This is a genomic window from Streptomyces zhaozhouensis, from assembly GCF_900230195.1.
GTDB classification, from domain to species: Bacteria; Actinomycetota; Actinomycetes; order Streptomycetales; family Streptomycetaceae; genus Streptomyces; species Streptomyces zhaozhouensis.
This window is the reverse complement of the sequence record NZ_OCNE01000002.1, coordinates 567,731-582,355: the sequence shown is the minus strand read 5'-3', so window position 1 is coordinate 582,355 and position 14,625 is coordinate 567,731. Positions and strand designations below refer to the sequence as shown.

11 protein-coding genes are annotated in these 14,625 nt (G+C 70.4%); 6 read left to right on the top strand and 5 right to left on the bottom strand.

Annotated elements, in window-relative coordinates:
- Positions 1-22: 22 nt before the first annotated feature.
- A complete protein-coding gene (locus CRP51_RS05720; RefSeq protein WP_097229856.1) occupies positions 23-1,006 on the top strand; it encodes a 4-hydroxy-3-methylbut-2-enyl diphosphate reductase in 984 nt (327 codons plus the stop codon).
- 208 nt (positions 1,007-1,214) lie between these two features.
- Here the strand turns inward: CRP51_RS05720 and CRP51_RS05715 are convergent, their stop codons facing one another.
- Positions 1,215-1,667: a DUF6542 domain-containing protein gene (locus tag CRP51_RS05715; RefSeq protein ID WP_097229855.1), complete on the bottom strand. Its 453-nt coding sequence runs from the start codon at positions 1,665-1,667 to the stop codon at positions 1,215-1,217.
- Between the two features lie 226 nt (positions 1,668-1,893).
- Here CRP51_RS05715 and ychF point away from each other — a divergent pair, with 226 nt between their 5' ends.
- Positions 1,894-2,982, top strand: a complete 1,089-nt coding sequence (ychF, locus tag CRP51_RS05710; RefSeq protein WP_097229854.1) for a redox-regulated ATPase YchF — start codon at positions 1,894-1,896, stop codon at positions 2,980-2,982.
- A 141-nt stretch (positions 2,983-3,123) separates the two neighbouring features.
- Here ychF and CRP51_RS05705 read toward each other — a convergent pair whose 3' ends face one another.
- From CRP51_RS05705 to CRP51_RS30160, 3 genes are all read right to left on the bottom strand, one after another.
- On the bottom strand, positions 3,124-5,004 hold the full coding sequence (locus CRP51_RS05705) for a DUF2075 domain-containing protein (protein ID WP_097229853.1): 1,881 nt from the start codon (positions 5,002-5,004) through the stop codon (positions 3,124-3,126).
- 110 nt (positions 5,005-5,114) lie between these two features.
- On the bottom strand, positions 5,115-7,175 hold the full coding sequence (locus tag CRP51_RS05700; protein ID WP_245880382.1) for a DUF2075 domain-containing protein: 2,061 nt from the start codon (positions 7,173-7,175) through the stop codon (positions 5,115-5,117).
- 158 nt (positions 7,176-7,333) lie between these two features.
- Entirely contained in the window at positions 7,334-7,462 is a 129-nt protein-coding gene (locus CRP51_RS30160) for a DUF6408 family protein (RefSeq protein ID WP_369333349.1), read from the bottom strand.
- A gap of 340 nt (positions 7,463-7,802) precedes the next feature.
- Between CRP51_RS30160 and CRP51_RS05695 the strand changes: the two genes are divergently transcribed.
- Positions 7,803-10,235, top strand: a complete 2,433-nt coding sequence (locus CRP51_RS05695; RefSeq protein ID WP_097229851.1) for a tetratricopeptide repeat protein — start codon at positions 7,803-7,805, stop codon at positions 10,233-10,235.
- 32 nt (positions 10,236-10,267) lie between these two features.
- On the opposite strand, the gene CRP51_RS05690 is transcribed toward CRP51_RS05695, so the two are convergent.
- Positions 10,268-11,203: a cation diffusion facilitator family transporter gene (locus CRP51_RS05690; protein ID WP_097229926.1), complete on the bottom strand. Its 936-nt coding sequence runs from the start codon at positions 11,201-11,203 to the stop codon at positions 10,268-10,270.
- A 292-nt stretch (positions 11,204-11,495) separates the two neighbouring features.
- On the opposite strand from CRP51_RS05690, the gene CRP51_RS05685 reads away from it, so the two are divergent.
- The 3 genes from CRP51_RS05685 (at position 11,496) to CRP51_RS05675 (ending at position 14,612) form a co-directional block, all read left to right on the top strand.
- A complete protein-coding gene (locus tag CRP51_RS05685) occupies positions 11,496-12,248 on the top strand; it encodes a GntR family transcriptional regulator (RefSeq protein ID WP_097229850.1) in 753 nt (250 codons plus the stop codon).
- A gap of 170 nt (positions 12,249-12,418) precedes the next feature.
- Positions 12,419-13,231, top strand: a complete 813-nt coding sequence (locus CRP51_RS05680; RefSeq protein WP_097229849.1) for an ABC transporter ATP-binding protein — start codon at positions 12,419-12,421, stop codon at positions 13,229-13,231.
- Position 13,232: 1 nt separating this feature from the next.
- On the top strand, positions 13,233-14,612 hold the full coding sequence (locus CRP51_RS05675) for an FtsX-like permease family protein (protein ID WP_097229848.1): 1,380 nt from the start codon (positions 13,233-13,235) through the stop codon (positions 14,610-14,612).
- Positions 14,613-14,625 lie beyond the last annotated feature (13 nt).

The window sequence follows — 14,625 nt, the reverse complement described above, 5'->3', positions numbered from 1 at the left end:
GCACCGCCTCTACGATGGGGGCATGGCTGAAGACACCGACCGCCGCCGCGTCCTGCTGGCCGCCCCCCGGGGCTACTGCGCGGGGGTGGACCGTGCCGTCATAGCCGTGGAGCAGGCGCTGGAGCAGTACGGCCCGCCGATCTACGTCCGGCACGAGATCGTGCACAACAAGTACGTCGTCCGCACGCTGGAGAAGAAGGGCGCCGTCTTCGTCGAGGAGACCGGCGAGGTCCCCGAGGGCGAGATCGTCATCTTCTCCGCCCACGGTGTCGCCCCCGAGGTCCACCGTGAGGCCGAACGCGGCAAGCTCGCCACCGTCGACGCCACCTGCCCGCTGGTCACCAAGGTGCACAAGGAGGCCGTGCGCTTCGCCAAGGACGACTACGACATCCTGCTGATCGGCCACGAGGGCCACGAGGAGGTCATCGGCACCAGCGGCGAGGCCCCCGACCACATCACCCTCGTCGACGGCCCGGACGACGTGGCGAACGTCGAGGTCAGGGACCCGGAGAAGGTCGTCTGGCTCTCCCAGACCACGCTGTCGGTCGACGAGACCATGGAGACCGTCGGCGCGCTCAAGGAGCGCTTCCCGCAGCTGGTCAGCCCGCCGAGCGACGACATCTGCTACGCCACGCAGAACCGTCAGACCGCGATCAAGCAGGTCGCGGCCGACGCGGACCTGGTGCTGGTCGTCGGCTCGAAGAACTCGTCGAACTCGGCGCGCATGGTTGAGGTGGCGCTCGGCGCCGGCGCGCGCGCCTCCTACCTGGTGGACAACGCCTCGGAGATCGAGGAGTCCTGGCTGGAGGGCGTGCGCACGGTGGGGCTCTCCTCGGGGGCCTCCGTGCCGGAGGTGCTGGTCGACGGCGCGCTGGAGTGGTTGGCCGAGCGCGGCTTCGACGACGTGGAGGTCGTCCAGCCGATCAGCGAGCACATCCAGTTCTCGCTGCCCAAGGAGCTGCGCCGCGACCTGCGTGCCGAGGCCGCGGCCAAGCTGGAGGGCTGAGCGCCGGGCCGCGCGCACCTGGTTTGTCCGGTTCGCCCTGTCCAGCTGCTGAAGCCGGTTCCACTGCCGGCTCCACCGACGCGACCGGCGTGTGGCGACGAGACGGGCTGCCTGGCAACGAGACGGGCTGCGTGGCGACGCGACAGGCTGCGTTGGCGACGCGGCCGGCTGCCTGGCGACGCGCCCCGTCCGCACCGACTCGACCGGCTCAGCGGCTCCGGCGCAGCCGGCGGCGGAGCAGCTGAAGTCCCTTGCGGACCAGGGCGATCCACAGGGCGACCCCGGTGCCGGCGAAGAGCCAGGGGGCCCGGAGGGCCAGTTCGGTCATGGTGTTCATCGGCCCGCTCGTCGTCAGCAGCCCGAGGGCGAACGCGATGGGCGCCGCGATCGGCCCGCAGATCACCTCGGCCGGGCGGACCCAGCCGGCGGCGACGAGCGAGGTCAGGACGAACAGCACCCCGTAGAGCGTGGGCGCGCCGCCGACCAGCTCGCAGAACCAGGCGGTGAGCACCATCGCGACCGTCGCCAGCACCCCGCAGCCGAGGCCGGTCAGCCGGGGCTTGGGCAGCCGGCCGAGCGCGACCAGGACGGGCGCGCGCCCCGTCGTCCCGCCCGTCCTGGCCCGTGCCGGGGCCGGCGCCGCGCCGGCGGGCCGGGGCACCCGCCGGTGCACCTCGGCCGGATGTTGCCGAGGGTGCCGAGTTGTGTGCGTGCTGTGTTCCACCGTCCCAACGTAAGCCGCGGCCCTGGCCCTGCCGGGAGGGACACGCTTAACGGTCGATATGACCGCGCCCGGCGGCCGTCACCCGGGGCGCCCTTAGACTGGTGGGCGGCGTCCGCGCCTCACTCGTTCGTCGCATCCCCTCACTCGTTCCGGGAAGTCTCACGTGTCGCTCACGATCGGTATCGTCGGCCTGCCCAACGTCGGCAAGTCCACGCTGTTCAACGCCCTGACCAAGAACGACGTGCTCGCGGCCAACTACCCGTTCGCGACCATCGAGCCCAACGTCGGCGTCGTCGGCGTCCCCGACCCCCGGCTGGGGAAGCTCGCCGAGGTCTTCTCCTCCCAGCGGGTGCTGCCCGCGACGGTCGACTTCGTCGACATCGCGGGCATCGTGCGCGGGGCGAGCGAGGGCGAGGGCCTGGGGAACAAGTTCCTCCACAACATCCGCGAGTCCGACGCGATCTGCCAGGTCATCCGCGCCTTCAAGGACGAGAACGTCGTCCACGTGGACGGCCGGGTCTCGCCGAAGAGCGACATCGAGACCATCGACACCGAGCTGATCCTCGCCGACCTCCAGACCATCGAGAAGGTGCTGCCCCGGCTCCAGAAGGAGGCCCGGGTCAAGAAGGACAAGCAGCCGACGGTCCGCGCGGTCGAGGAGGCCAAGGCCATCCTGGAGGAGGGGCGCACCCTCTTCTCCGCCGGCATCGCCCAGGGCGGCGAGCGCGCCGAGCCGCTGCGCGAGCTGCACCTGCTGACGGTGAAGCCGTTCCTCTTCGTCTTCAACGTGGACGAGGACGAGCTGACCGACGAGGCGTTCCAGGCGGAGCAGCGGGCGCTGGTCGCCCCGGCCGAGGCGATCTTCCTCAACGCGAAGCTGGAGGCCGACCTCGCCGAGCTGGACGAGGAGGAGGCGCTGGAGCTCCTCGGGACCGTCGGCCAGGACGAGCCGGGCCTGGCCCGCCTCGCCCGCGCCGGCTTCGAGACCCTCGGACTCCAGACCTACCTCACGGCCGGCCCCAAGGAGGCCCGCGCCTGGACGATCCGCCGCGGCGCCACGGCCCCGGAGGCGGCGGGGGTGATCCACACGGACTTCCAGAAGGGCTTCATCAAGGCCGAGGTCATCTCCTTCGACGACCTGATGGACGCCGGCTCCGTCCAGGAGGCCCGCGCACGCGGCAAGGCGCGCATGGAGGGCAAGGACTACGTGATGCGCGACGGGGACGTTGTGGAGTTCCGCTTCAACGTGTGAGCGGTGCCTTCACCGGGTCGGCACTGCCATTGTGGGGACCAGATAGGCTTCGGCTCGCTGAGCCGGAGTCCTTCCCGCGCCTGTTCATGGGCCTGCTCCGGTAGGTCTGTCGGCTGGGGCGGAACGCACTGCTGAGCCGAGTCACACGACCGCGACACGCGGGGACGACTCGACCAGGGACTTGAGCTTCTGTCGTGTCTCAGCGTCGGTCGAGTACACGACCGTACCGATCATCCCGCGTGTCAGCAGAACCTTGTAGGTGTTGCGGATCAGCCGGTCGACGTCAGCGTCCGGTGTCGACTTCTTGAAGACCGGGTCTTTCGACGCCGAACGGTCCGTGACCCAGCGATCGCCACGCCACACCAGGTCGGGTCCCAGGATGACGCCACTCCAGTCATATTCGAAACCCTGGGCTGTGTATACGCAGCCCACCTGCCCGAAACCGGCCGGATCGGTCGCCCACAGGGCAGCGGGAGGCGCGCCACCAATGGAACGCTGACCGTACACGTTCCAGGGGCGTTCCCACTCCCCGATGACGACGTCTGCGGGCAGGGCCTGGCCTGGGGGCACCTTCTTCGTCCACTTCCAGCAGTAGCCCGCGGACATGCGTGCGCTGTACCCGTGCATGCGGCGGTCATCGAGGATCGCCTCCAGCTCCTGAGGACTTTCCGCGACCCTGAGCTGCATTTTGCCATCGGGGGCCCATGCCGTGGGTCCGCCTGGTTCGAGCCCCAACATACGTACGACCCAGTGCAGATACGCGTCGCTGCCGCCGCATCTGAACTGACTGTCCAGCGACACGAGTCGGCATCGGAGTCCCTTCCGCTGGGCAGCCGCCTTGATCTCCGCGACTGTCCCCATTTCCCCGGGCCGAACGACCTGGTGCTCGTCAAGCAGGAAGACCGGGACACGCGCCACGTCGATGAGCTCGTCGATTTGAGCCTTACCGGTGCGGTTCGACGCCTGTGTGTAGCGATTGGCCGACGTCTTCCGCATACGGTGGGACTCATCGCAGATCAGAACGTCGAGACTGTTGCGTTCAGCGGTCATGAAGCCGTTGAAGTACTTGAAGAGTTCCTTCACCTCACGCTTCCGCGCCCCTGCCACCTTTCTCATGGTGGTCGTGAACGAGTTGGAGCCCGTGGCGTGCAGCGTGGTGGTGCCTTGCCGGTACAGTTCGCCCAGGAGGGACAGCGCGATGACGCTCTTGCCGGTGCCCGGGCCCCCGGTGACGATGACGATCTCTTTCTGGTCGGATTGCTTGGCTCGGCGCACGGAGTTGAGTACGGTGCGATAAGCGACCCGCTGCTCATCCAGCAACACGAATTGCTCACGCTCACGGACCTCTTGGGCGGCCACTGCCATGAGTTGCCTGGACGGCCCGATCTTTCCCCGGATCAGATCGTCGGCGGCCGCGGCGCCGGACTCCGGTGCCAGCCTTGTGCGCAGATGGTCGATCAACTCGCCGCGCCGCGCCCCGATGAAAAGCTGTCCGTGTTGGTTCTGTTGGGCTTCGAAGAGCCCGTTGGCGCCGAACTCGGAGGCGTTGTGCAGGTAGGCGACACCGTGGACGCGATCCGGGTGTGCGGCGAGCGCTCCGTTGAAGGAGATGAGGTACTCGCAATAGCCGCGTACCTGGTCGACCGGGTGCAGTACCGCCCGCGGGTAGGAGTCGACGCGGCACAGCGACGGATCCTCGTCGTCGGGCTCCGCGCTGCTCCACTGCTTCAACTCCACGACGACGTACGACGGGAGCCCGGTCTCTGGGTGTACGCCGGCCAGGATGGCATCGGCCCGTTTGCTGGTCAGTGGCAGCCCGTACTCCAAGAGCACCTCGACCTGCCCGAGGCCGGCGTCGTTGAGCGCGCTCGCAAGCACGGGGATGCTCCGCTCCCACGAGCGGACCTCGGACGGGCCGGGCCTGTGGCCGTGCACCCACACGAACTGCTCGGTCAGGCGGAAGAACAGAGCACCTGAGTGGCATTCGGCAGCGACCGCCGCGGCGGAGTCGCGGAACAACAAGACAAGCCCCCAGGCAGCACGAAGGATCTCGCGCGGGTGGGGGCGTGTCCTCCATGACTCCGCGAGGCGGAGAGGAAGCCCGTCGGGCCGCAGCTACGTGGGGATCAAGGTTACCTGTGCCGTCTACGGTAGGCAGGTGGCAGCTGCGAGCCTTCGGCGGTGAGTTTCGGCTGGGCGCCATCGTAGTGTTGCATGCCGATGGTACCTGGGATGAGCTTGCGCAACTCGTTCTGGGTTGCGGGGTCGACCGCGTAGACCACGGTGCCGACGACGCCGCGAGTGAGAAGCACGTGGTAGGCATTGAGGATGCACCGGGTGACTACCGCGTCGTCGATCGAATCGAGGAAGGCGGGGTCGCGGGATGCACGTCGGTTCACCCTGAACTTTCCGTCACGGAAGACGAGATCAGGTCCGATAATGACGCCGTTCCAGTCGTACTCGAAGGTCTGTGCCGTGTAGACGCAGCCGACCTGGTCGATACCACGGCGATCAGTGGCCCACAGGTCCGAGCGTGGCGCGTGTGGGACGTTGTGCTCCGGCTTCACGTTCCAAGGCCGGTGCCACTCGCCGATGTGCAGGTCGTCGACTAGCCGCTGTCCGTCCGGGGGACTCCATGGCCAGCAGAAACCCGCGGTGATGCGGGCTGTCGCCCCTTCCAGGTGGCGTTCCCGGATGAACTGCTCCATCTGTCCGGGGGAGTCAGCGACGGCCAGCGTCATTTTTCCGTCGGGGCGCCAGGCGATGGGGTCAGAGGTGTCGAGGCCCAGCAGTTGTTGGACCCAGCGCTGGAACTGTGTGCTTCCGCCCGCCCGGAACGTTCCCTCCAGGTCGGTCACTTCGACGTCGCAGCCCATCTCCTCGCTGAGCTCCTTGAGGTATTCGGCAGTACCCACCTCGTCCGGGCGGATCGACTGGTGATCGTCGAGCAGGAAGATCGGGACTTTCGCGACCTTGATCAGCTCGCTCGCCTGTGGCCGGGCGTCGTCTCGCAGAGCGCTCGGCATCCAACGGTGTGTCGAGCTGCGCCGCATGCGGTGGGCTTCGTCGCAGATGAGGACGTCGATACTGTCCTCTGGGCTGTCGCTGAAGCTGTTGAAATAGCGATACAGCTGCTTGGCCGCATGGCGCTTGTCCGCTGCCCGTCCTCGGCGGGCAGTGCTGAGCATGATCTCGCGCAGGGTCTCCGTGTAGGCATGGGAGCCGCTTGCCAGCACGGCTTCGCGGCCCGTGAGTCCGAGGGAGCGTTGCAACTCGAGGGCAACCGCGCTTTTGCCACTGCCAGGGCCACCCCGCAGGATATAGACGCGTTTGACGTCACCACCGAGTGGTGCCGTGCTGTGTGCGGCCTCGGGGTCGTAGAACAATCCGACGTCAAAGCCGGTGAAGCGGGTTGTCTTCTCCAGGTGCCGAGTGATCCGGTCAACCGCGACGTACTGCTCATCGAGGAGTGTGAGGCCGCCACCAACGATGGAGCGCTGACGGGCCACATCGGTCACTTTGAGCAGAGGGTCCCGGCGGGCCCGCTCCAGTGCGGACGCCGCGCGTTCCCCGGAGGCGGGAGCGAATCTCGAAGTGAGCACTCGCCGGAAACGAGCCAGATCATCGAGGGTGTAGAGGAACCCGTGGTCGGTCTCGGGGAGATCGAACAGCGCCTCCACCCCCGCGTCACGTGCGTGATGGAGCAGTGCCACCCCCATCAACTGATTCTCGTGCTGACGCAAGTGAGGCAAGTAGCGCATCATGTATTCGCAGTAGCGCTGGATCTGCCGTACGGGATGCAACTTGTTCTTGCCGTCGCCGAAGCCGAGATCAACGGCGATGGGACACAGAGGGTCCACCGTGGCCTGTCGCACCTGTTTCAGCTCAACCGCGAGGTAAGAATCGGCGCCGGTGCCCGGGTGCTGGCCGCACAGCACCAGGTCGACGGCGCAGTTGGTGTGCGGCAGGTCCACCTCGACCTGCACTCGGACCTCGTCGAGGCCGCAGTCCAGCAGGGCTTTGACCACTACCGGAACGCTGTTGTCCCAAGAAGCCCTGTCGCCCTGGTTCGCGGTTCCTCCCTTGATCCGGGAATGTGCGTCCATCAGTTGTTCGGTGAGCGGAAGATGCGCGGATCCAGCTCGGGCCACGATCAGGCGACCGAGTTCGGCCGCGGACAGTTGTAAGAGCACGAAGAGGTCCCCAGGCACGAGAGAATCGCGCGGGTGGGGGCATGTCCTCCGTGTCCGCCGAGGCGGAGCGGAAGCCCGTCGGGCCGCAATGACGTTCCGCAGAGTACCCGGCGGCCAGGAAAGGAGGGCGGGCCTGATGGGCCCGCCCTCCCCTCGGCTCAGCCGAGGCGGTGCACCACGAACTGCACCAGTGCCCATGTCAGGTTCGAGCCGAGACTCGCCGTGATGCCAATGAGCACATCACGGAACCAGTTCGGGCGCTTAGGCGTGTACTCGACAGCGACCACAGGAACGCATCCCCTTCGGAGTGAACGGTGACGGCGCCGGATGGCTCCCGCCGGGAGCGCACCGTGGAGCCGTGTCACCGAACCGAAGGGCGTCGTGCGCACTTCAGGTCACGTCGCGTACGTCCTCCGGGGAGGAAACGCGGTGCCTGGTCAACGGTAGTGCACGACGAGGTCGCGCGGACGGGAAATGACACCCGGTCGACGAGGTTTCGGCACACGAGCCGTGTGGGTGCGGCGGCGGGGCGTTGTCAGTGGGTGGGGCTACGGTGAGTCTCCTCACTCGGGGTGACGTTCCCCGGGGAGGCGCTACTGTGTGTTGCTCTTCTGGAGGGTCCCCCCCATGTCCACCGATCTCTTCGGCGTCCGCGTGCTCGATCTGGACCGTGAAAGGCGGCGTGTGCGCTTTCGTGTCTTTGTCGTGTACTACGAGCCGAGTTGGGGGACGGGTGAGCTGCTGCCCGAGGACCCCAGCTTCTTCTTCCGGGTGTTGTGGGAGGCCGCGGAGGACTTCGGCCAGCATCGGTTCGGGGTGCTGACGGACCTGGTGCCGTTGGACGACTTCCTGGACGGCGCCGATCACCGTTGCTTCGTCGAGCGCTACGAGCGGGTGGCCGTGCGCAACCACCCGGTGAGTGACGAGGACTTCGAGCGGCTGGCGATGTTCTACTACGAGCGCGACGGCGGTTGGCAGGACGAGGAGTCGCTCGCGCAGGGCGACTACGACGTGTATGTCACCGACGCCCGCTGGCTGGAGTCGCTGCGGATCGGCCAGAGTTGGGGCACGACGAGCTACGCGGACCCGCCGTCCGGTCCCCCGGAGGACGGCGAGGACCCGTGGGAGGACTGGTACGACTTCTGCACCATGGGCGCCGAGCTGAAGGCGGACGCTTGCTTCACGCTCGGCTGGCTGAACGAGCGGCGGGGCGACGTCGAGGGCGCGGCCGCCGCCTACCTGCGGGTGGCGGAGGGCGAGGACCGGGCGCAGCGCGGCAAGGGGCTGCTGTACCTGGGGCGGCTGCGGGAGGCCGGGGGCGACGACGAGGCCGCCCGGGCCCTGTACGAGCGGGCCGAGCGGAGCAAGGACCACGAGCGGTACGGGGCGCGTTACCGCTCCCGGGCCGCGCTGCGGCTCGGCGCGCTGCTGCGCCGGCTCGGCGACGAGGAGGGCGCGCGGGAGGCGTTCGGCAGGGCCGTCGCCCGGGGGGAGCAGCAGATGGATCTCGGCGTAATCGCCGAGGCCCGGCGGCTGACGGGCGCGGAGTCCCCGGCGGAGACCGCCGACCGGCTCCACGGCGACGGCGCGCGGCAGGCGGCCCTGGCGGCGCTCGCCGAGCATCACGGGTCGGCCGTCGTGGAGTTGGCCGGCCGGTTGTTCGCGGGGGACTTCGAGGGGGCCGAAGCGGCGGCGGCAGCGGCCACCGAGGCCGACGACACGGCGGCCTTTCTCGTCGATCTCGCGATGAACCGTTGGCGCGAGTACAGCAGGGAGGCGGAGACGAAGCGGCTGCTGGAGTTGGCGCTCGCCACCGGCCGCGCGGCGGAGGGCTACGCGCGGGTCGTCGCGCGCGACGGCTTCGTGGCCCCGCCGCGCGGGGGGTTGGCGGCGGCTGAGCTGTTGACGGCCCTGTACGACCGGGGCGACGAGGCGGGGAGCGTCGCGTTGGCCGGGGCCGCCGAGCCCGTTCACCCGCGCGTGGCAGCCGAAGGCTACCTCCGCGTCGGCTCCGCCGCGGGGCGGCGCTCCGACTTCGCGCGGGCCGCGGAGTGGTTCCGGCGCGGCGCGGCGGTCGAGGGCGTCGACGACGACCTGCGCGCGCAGTGCCACTTTCGGCTCGGCTGCGCGCTGCGGGACTCGGGCGAGAACGAACGCGCGGAGGAGGCGTTCGCGCGGGCGGAGGCGGGGCTGGAGATCTTCGAGAACGCCGCCAAGGCCGCTTCTCAGCGGGCCGCGTTGGCGCACGCGTGGGGGGACGGCGCGGTGGCGCTCGCGGCATGGGCGCGCTCCGCGCTGCTGACGACGCGGGGGGTGGACTCGGAGCGGTCGGCCGCCGGTTCGGCCCGGCTGCTCGTCGCGCTCCTCACCGAGCTGGGGGCCGAGGAGGCGGCGCGCGCCGTGGACGAGGCGGCCACCGGGGCGAAGGAGGAGTCGTTCCGCAAGCGGTACCGCGGGGCGGAGGCCGGCCCCGCCGTGGGCAGCCGGCTGCGCGCCGCCTCGCTCTACGGCCATATGCGACTGGAGGCCGGGGACAAGGAGTTGGCGCCGCGGCTGCTGGAGCGGGTGGCCGGGGGGCAGGGCAAGCACGCGGCGTCCGCGGCCGTCACGATGGGCGCCGAGGCGCACCGGGGCGGCGACAACGCGGCGGCGCGCGAGTGGTGGCGGCACGCCCTGGCCAAGGGCGATAAGCAGATGTCGCATCGCGCCGTCTACAACCTGGGCCTTGTCGCCAAGGCGGAGCACGACCTGCCCGAGCTGCTGGAGCACTTCCGGCCGATCGCCGAGTCCCAGCACAGGCAGGGGCCGGAGTGCGCCGCGCACATAGCCGAGCTGTGCTTCTGGCTGGAGCGGTGGGACCAGGCGCTGGAGTGGTACCGGCACACCCTGGACCGCACGGACGACCCGGAGTTGGTGGGCGAGGCCGGCTACCGGGTGGGGCGGATCCTGCGTGATCGGGGCGAGGCGGAGGCCGCCCGGCGCCCCCTGCGGCGCGCGGCGGCCAGCGGCTTCGCGCCGTTCGCCGAGCAGGCGGGGGAGCTGCTGGACGGGGCGGGCTGAGGGCGGGTCAGCCCTCGGCCGGCGCGGGCGGGTCAGCCCTCGGCCGGCGCGGAGGGCTCCTCGCGGTAGATGTCGGGCTCCAGATAGATCATCCGGGCCAGCGGCTCGGCCTCGCGGACGCGGGCCTCGGCCGCGTTGATCGCGTGGGCGACGGAGGCGGCGTCGTCCTCGTGGTTGACGGCGATCTTCGCGGCGACCAGCAGTTCGTCGGGGCCGAGGTGGAGCGTCTTCATGTGGATGACGCGCGTGACGGTCTCGCCGTCCACCATCGCCTCCCTGATGCGGTGCAGCGAGCGCGGTTCGGCTCCCTCGCCGAGCAGCAGGGACTTGGTCTCGATCGCCAGCACCACCGCGATGACCACCAACAGGACCCCGATGCACAGCGTTCCGACGCCGTCCCAGACGCCGTCGCCGGTGAGCAGCGCCAGGCTGACGCCGCCGAGGGCCAGCACCAGGCCGACCAGCGCGCCGAGGTCCTCCAGCAGGACCACGGGCAGCTCCGGGGCCTTGGCGGTGCGGACGAAGCGGGTCCAGGACTGGCCGCCGCGGATCTCGTTGGACTCCCTTATCGCGGTCCGGAAGGAGACCGTCTCGGCGATGATCGCGAAGACCAGCACGCCCACCGGCCAGTACCAGTGCTCGATCTCGTGCGGGTGGCGGATCTTCTCGACGCCCTCGTAGACGGCGAAGAGGCCGCCGACGGAGAAGAGCACGATGGCGACGAGGAACGCGTAGATGTAGCGCTCCCTGCCGTACCCGAAGGGGTGTTCCTCGCTGGCCGCCCGCCTGGCGCGCTTGCCGCCGAGAAGCAGCAGCGCCTGGTTGCCCGCGTCGGCGAGGGAGTGCACCCCCTCGGCCAGCATGGAGGACGAGCCGCTGAACACGGCGGCGGTGAACTTGCTGACCGCGATGGCGAGGTTGGCGCTGAGCGCCGCGACGATCGCCTTCGTTCCACCTGACGCGCTCACGATGCCGCGCCCCTTCCCGATCTCCCCGTGGGCCGGGCCGGCGCGGTGGTCGGCGGGGCCGCTGAAACGTCGGCACATTCTGTCAGCCGGGGAGGGGCGGATCGGTTCCCGCCGGACTTCCGTACGAAAGCTTTGCCCATCGGTAGGGGTGCGGAGCACGGGGAGCGGGCCCTGTGAAGCCACGGTCATCACTTCGAGTGAAACTTTGGCCGTTTCTTGCGGCTGGCAACTTTCTGTTGTCAAGCTGTTGCTGTTTGTCAGCATAAATCGGAAGCACCTGTGGGAGGGGCTCGTGGCATTCGGTGAACAGCCCGCGTATCTCCGAGTCGCGGACGACCTTCGACAGCAGATCGCCGACGGGACCCTGCCGCCGCACACGCGGCTCCCGTCCCAGGCCAGCATCCGCTCCACCTACGGCGTCTCGGACACCGTGGCCCTGGAGGCGCGGAAGGTCCTGATGGCGGAGGGCCTGGTCGAGGGGCGCTCGGGTTCCGGCACCTATGTGCGCGAGCGGCCGGTGCCGCGCACGATCACCCGTAGTGGGTACCGCACATTGGGGGACTGCACCCCGTTCCGGCAGGAGCAGGCCGACGAGCGGGTGCGCGGCACCTGGGAGGCGCGCAGCGAGCGCGTGGAGGCGGCGCCCGGCATCGCCGAGCGGCTGGGCATCGACGCGGGCGAGCCGGTGATGTGCACGCGTTACGTCTTCCGGGTCGGCACCGAGCCGGCGATGTCCTCCACCTCCTGGGAGCCGCTGCGGCTGACGGGCCGCACGCCCGTGATGCTGCCGGAGCAGGGCCCGCTGGCCGGGCGCGGGGTGGTGGAGCGGATGGCCGCGATCGACGTGATCGTGGACAACGTCGCCGAGGAGGTGGAGGCCAGGCCGGCGCTGGCGGCCGAGGCCCGGGTGCTCGGCGGGCTTCCGGGACACCCGGTGCTGGTGGTCAGCCGCACCTACCGGGCCGGCTGCCTCCCGGTGGAGACGGCCGACGTGGTGGTCCCCGCCGACCGCTTCCGCGTCGCCTACCACCTGCCCGTTCGCTGAGCCCGCGGTGCCTCGGCCCCCGCCCGGGGTGGTGTCAGCGACACCCCCGCCCGTCGTCAGGGCCACCCCCGGTTCGGTGCCTGCGCCCATCGTGACCGGCCCCCGCTCTCCGTAGCGTCATGGGTGACGGCAGACGTAGCCGCCACACCGGAGGAGAAGGGCGGAAAGCGATGTTCCGAGTGACGGACGAGGCGGCGGCGGGCGCGCCCGAGGCGTTGCGGCTGGTCTCGGTGAGCAAGGTGTACGGGCGCGGCGGCGGCGACGAGACGGCCGTCAGGGCGCTGGACGGGGTGACGCTCTCCCTGCCGACGGGCTCCTTCACCGCGGTGATGGGCCCCTCCGGCTCCGGCAAGAGCACGCTTCTGCAGTGTGCGGCGGGCCTGGACCAGCCGTCGGGTGGGCTGGTCGTGGTGGCCGGCGCCGAGCTGGCGGGCAACAGCGAGGCGGAGCTGACCCGGCTGCGCCGGCAGCGGATCGGCTTCATCTTCCAGCAGTTCAACCTGCTGCCGACGCTGACGGTCCTGCAGAACGTGCTGCTGCCGTCGAAGCTGGCCGGCACCAAGGTCAACCGGGCCAAGGCCGTCTCCGTGCTGGAGCGGTTGGGCCTCGGCGGGCGGCTGCGGCATCTGCCGGCGCAGCTCTCCGGTGGCCAGCAGCAGCGGGTCGCCATCGCGCGGGCGCTGGTCACCGAGCCCGAGGTGGTCTTCGCCGACGAGCCGACCGGCGCGCTGGACACCCGCAGCGCCCGCGAGGTGCTGGGGCTGCTCACCCAGGCGGTGCGCGACTACGGCCGCACCGTGGTGATGGTGACCCACGACCCGGTGGCCGCGTCCTACGCGGATCAGGTGATCTTCCTGGCCGACGGCCGGCTCGCCGGCGCCCTCCAGCGGCCGACCGCCGAGGAGGTCGCCGAGCGGATGACCAGGCTGGGCGCCTGGGACGCCGAGGACAGCCCGGTCGCGGCGCAGGGCGTGGGGGTCTGACATGTTCCAGCTGACGACGCGTTCCCTGGTCAAGCGGCCGGGCAGGTTCGTGGCCGGCTTTCTGGCCGTCTTCTTCGGCGCCGCCATGGTGATGGCCTTCGGTTCGCTGCTGGACACGGCGGGCGAGCCGGGCGTGCCCGACCAGAGCAAGGAGACGCTGGAGACCATGGCGTTCGTCGTGGGCGGGTGGGGGCTGGCGCTGGTGGTCTTCGCCGTGGTCTCCACGATGTCGCTGACGGTGCGCCAGCGGTCCAGGGAGATGGCGCTGCTGAAGAGCATCGGCGCCACCCCGACGCAGGTGCGGCGGCTGGTGGTCGGGGAGACGGTGGTGCTGGCGGCGCTCGCCGCCGTCGCCGCGATCGTGCCGGCGATGGGGCTCGGGCAACTGCTGTTCGAGGCGCTGAAGGAGACCGGCCAGGTCGACGAGGGCGTCAGCCACGCCTTCGGGCCGGTCGCGATCACCATGGGCATGGCCAACGCGATGGTCGCCGCGGTGATCGGCGCGCTGATCACGGCCCGCAGGGCGACCGCGATGCGGGCGGTGGAGGCCATGGCCGACGCCTCGGGCGCCGGTGGTGAGGAGCCGCTGATGGGCAGGACGCGCTGGGTCCTGACGCTGTTGGCGCTCCTGGCCACCGCGGGCTCCGGCACGGCGGTGCTGACCGTGCTGGACGGCGAGGGTCCCGACGTGATGACCGGCGCCGGCCCGGCGGTGGTCGCCGCCTCCGTCACGATGGCGCTGCTGGCGCCGGTGCTGCTGCGCGGCGTGACGGTCGCCCTGGGCTGGGCGCTGCGGCTGCTGGGCGGGGTGCCCGGCGAGCTGGCGGCGCGCAACGTGCGGCAGCGGACGGGGGAGCTGGCCCGCGCGGTGGCGCCGGTGGCGCTCTTCACCGGGACGGCGGCCGGCACCCTCTCGATGCAGCGGGTGGAGAACCTCCAGCTGCGGGCCGAGGGCCTGGTGGCGGACGAGTCGAGCCAGACCATGGAGACCATGAACTACGTGGTCGTCGGCATCATCGTCGCCTTCTGCTGCATCATGCTGGTCAACACCCTGGTCTCGGCCACGTCGTTCCGGCGGCGGGAGTTCGGCCAGCAGCGGCTGGCCGGCGCGACGCCCCGCCAGGTGTTCTGGACGGTGGCGCTGGAGGCGCTGCTGGTCGCCGCCACGGGCATCGTGGCCGGGCTGGTCGCCGCGGGCGTCGGGCTGATGCCCTTCGGGCAGGCCAGGGCCGACGCCTGGGTGCCGGACGACGGCTGGGTCTGGGTGATCCAGGGCGCGGTGGTCGTGGTCGCCTTCCTGGTGACGCTGGTCGCCAGTGTCGGCACCGCCCGCCGGGTGGTGCGCCGCTCCTCCGCCGTCGAAGCGGCGCTGGCCGCCTGAGCGCCGCGGGCGC

What these genes read in the sequence shown, in the direction of transcription:
- CRP51_RS05675 (WP_097229848.1), top strand. Translation starts at nt 13,233, where the DNA reads ATGTTCCAGCTGACGACGCGTTCCCTGGTCAAGCGGCCGGGCAGGTTC.
- CRP51_RS05720 (WP_097229856.1), top strand. Translation starts at nt 23, where the DNA reads ATGGCTGAAGACACCGACCGCCGCCGCGTCCTGCTGGCCGCCCCCCGG.
- CRP51_RS05695 (WP_097229851.1), top strand. Translation starts at nt 7,803, where the DNA reads ATGTCCACCGATCTCTTCGGCGTCCGCGTGCTCGATCTGGACCGTGAA.
- CRP51_RS05680 (WP_097229849.1), top strand. Translation starts at nt 12,419, where the DNA reads ATGTTCCGAGTGACGGACGAGGCGGCGGCGGGCGCGCCCGAGGCGTTG.